The sequence below is a fragment of the Pseudomonas sp. PS02303 genome (assembly GCF_029959925.1).
Classification (GTDB): Bacteria; Pseudomonadota; Gammaproteobacteria; order Pseudomonadales; family Pseudomonadaceae; genus Aquipseudomonas; species Aquipseudomonas mandelii.
This window is the reverse complement of record NZ_JASCOM010000430.1, coordinates 1-2,910: the sequence shown is the minus strand read 5'-3', so window position 1 is coordinate 2,910 and position 2,910 is coordinate 1. Positions and strand designations below refer to the sequence as shown.

General features: G+C 58.9%; 3 protein-coding genes. 2 read left to right on the top strand and 1 reads right to left on the bottom strand.

The features are described 5' to 3' along the window. Positions 1 to 199: 199 nt before the first annotated feature. Positions 200 to 1,426, top strand: coding sequence for a 3-hydroxyacyl-CoA dehydrogenase (locus tag QMX98_RS33670; protein WP_282412044.1), 1,227 nt, complete (start codon positions 200 to 202; stop codon positions 1,424 to 1,426). A gap of 162 nt (positions 1,427 to 1,588) precedes the next feature. Further along, complete coding sequence (locus QMX98_RS33665) at positions 1,589 to 2,020, top strand: thioesterase family protein (protein ID WP_282412043.1); 432 nt, start codon at positions 1,589 to 1,591, stop codon at positions 2,018 to 2,020. Positions 2,021 to 2,089: 69 nt separating this feature from the next. Here the strand turns inward: QMX98_RS33665 and QMX98_RS33660 are convergent, their stop codons facing one another. Further along, positions 2,090 to 2,578, bottom strand: a complete 489-nt coding sequence (locus QMX98_RS33660) for a glycine zipper domain-containing protein (RefSeq protein WP_145309130.1) — start codon at positions 2,576 to 2,578, stop codon at positions 2,090 to 2,092. Between the last annotated feature and the right edge of the window lie 332 nt (positions 2,579 to 2,910).

The following is a 2,910-nucleotide window of genomic DNA, read 5'->3' as shown; positions in this document are numbered from 1 at the left end:
CGATAGCGGATTGTCAGCCAACGTCGTTGTTGAATGTACTAACGCCATCGCGAGCAGGCTCACTCCTACAGGGGGCTCCAGTGTCTGGCTGAGGTAGATCCATCCGCTGAATGTTGCTCATCACAGGAATAAATTTCAAAAATGCCCAGCGGCTGACTATGGTGAGGGCTGTCTTTGGATCGCCAACAAGAGAGCAAACATGAGCCAGACACCGTTCAACATTCAGCGCGCCGCCGTGATTGGTGCGGGCACCATGGGCCGTGGCATTGTCATGTGCCTGGCCAATGCCGGGGTGCCGGTGCAATGGGTCGATAACAACCCGCAGATGCTGGAACAGGCGCTGATTACCGTGGCGGACACCTACGCGCACAATGTGCGCCAGGGTCGCATCGATCAGGCCGAGGCGGATGCGCGCATCGCTCGGGTGACGGCAGCGGCTGATTATGCGGCGATCCGCGAGGTTGACCTGGTGATCGAAGCGGTTTACGAAAACCTTGAGCTCAAGCAAAAGATCTTTCGCGAACTGGACGGGCTGCTCAAACCCGAAGCCATTCTGGCCAGCAACACTTCAGCGCTGGATATCGACGCCATCGCCGCGGCGACTCGCCGTCCGGCTCAGGTCCTGGGGCTGCACTTCTTCAGCCCGGCGCACATCATGAAATTGCTGGAAATCGTTCGCGGTGCGCAGACTTCGCCCGCTGTACTCGATGCGGCGCTGGAGCTGGGCACGCGCATGGGCAAGGTCAGCGTGGTAGCGGGCAACTGTGAGGGTTTCATCGGCAACCGCATGCTCAATACCTACGTGCTTGAAGCGCGCAAGATGCTGCTTGAGGGCGCTTATCCCTATCAGGTGGATGCGGCGTTGCAAGGCTTCGGTTTTGCCATGGGGCCGTTTCGCATGTACGACGTGGTGGGCGTCGACCTGGGATGGCGGGCTCGGGAACTGGCAGGCACAGGCCAGGATGCGCCTGAGGTTCAGGTGGATAACCGTCTGTGCGAACTGGGGCGATTTGGTCAGAAGAGCGGCAATGGCTATTACCACTATGAGCCGGGCAGTCGACAGGCTGAACACGATCCTGAAGTCGATGCGCTGGTGCTAAGTGTTAGCGAAGGGCTTGGCTTCCAGCGTCGGGAGATAAGCCCTGAGGAGATTCTTGAGCGCTGTCTGCTGGCGCTGGTCAATGAAGGCGCGAAGATCCTTCAGGAAGGTATTGCGGGGTCGGCGCACGACATTGATCTGGTGTACCTCAACGGTTATGGCTTCCCGGCGGACAAGGGCGGGCCAATGGCGTGGGCGGATCAGCAAGGGCTGGCGGATATTCATCAGCGTTTGATGGCGCTGGAGACTCGCCAGGGCGATCACTGGAAGCCGGCACGGTTGATTGGTGAGTTGGAGTTGATGGGTAAAGGGTTTGCTGACAAGTAATTGATGCAGCGCCTGTGCCGGCGCTTTCGCGAGCAGGCTCGCTCCCACAAGGGATCTCGGTGGCCCACCCCTTCAAGTCTAAACATACAAGCGAGCCTGCTCTCGATGAATACAGCGCGGTATTCGCCTTAGACTGGCAATCCAACTCCAGGAATCGACACGATGTCCAACCCGATGCCCCAACGCACCGACTACCCGCACTTCCAGCCCATCACCACCCGCTGGCACGACAACGACGCCTACGGTCACGTCAACAACGTCACTTACTACAGCTTCTTCGACACGGCAGTGAACACCTATCTGATCGAAGCCGGCGGCCTGGATATCCATGACGGCGAGGTGGTGGGTTTTGTGGTGAGTTCGTCTTGCGATTATTTCGCCTCCATCGCCTTTCCGGAGCGGATCGAGATCGGTCTGCGGGTGGGCAAGTTGGGTAACAGCTCGGTGCAGTACGAACTGGCGGTATTCAAGGCCGGGGAAGACGAGGCCTGCGCGGCGGGGCGCTTCGTGCATGTGTTTGTGGATCGGACGTCGAATCAGCCGGTGGCGATCCCTGCCAGATTGCGTGGTGCATTGGAGCGTCTGGTGGTTTGACGGACAAAAAAAAATCGCAGCCCTTGGGCTGCGATTTTTTATCTATCGGTCAGCGAAGCCGTTCAGGCCTCAATGATGACGATAGTGCTTCTTATGTTTGCGATGACCGTAGGCATGACCTCGGCCCGGGTGGCCGTCACGGTAGTAGCGACGATCATCACGGCCGCCGCGATAGGAGCGACGATCATCGTCTTCATCGCTCTTGTTGCCCATGTAGTTACCCAGCGCGCCACCGGCGCCGCCGCCTGCTGCGGAGCCGATCAGGCTGCCGGTGGTGCCGCCCATGCTGCGGCCGACCACGTTACCGCCTGCTGCGCCCAACGCACCACCAATGGCGGCTTCGCCACGGCTGCGTTTGTCTGCGCCGACTGCGCTACCACCCGCGCCGCCCAAGGCCGCGCCAATGGTGGAACCAGTATTACCGCCAAGCGACTGACCGACGACCGAGCCAAGAACCCCGCCCAATGCGCCGCCCACACCTGCTTCGGTGGTGCCTCCGGCAGAAGCGAAGCCACTGACCAGGCCAAGGGACAACAAGAGAATCGAGGAGAACTTCATAGAGGAACCTCAAGGGGATGACGGCGCGATCCTGAGGCTGTGTCGGGGTTGTGACAATCGAAATCCGACGAGTAACACGACTTGAGCACATTTCTATAAGTTGCTGTTTTTTGGGCGGAACTTAACGGTTTTTCGCCGGTCTTTAGTTACTTCGGATAGGCCGTTTTTGTGAAAAAGCGGCCTTTTTTGTGGGCGATTGGAAAGTACCGAGAGGGGCCCGATCATGTGTTGTCATGTCGGGACGCCTTCGCGGGCAAGCCTCGCTCCTACAGGATTCGTGTCATGTACAAAAAAATGCGTAAGACACCGATCCTGTAGGAGCGAGGCTTGCC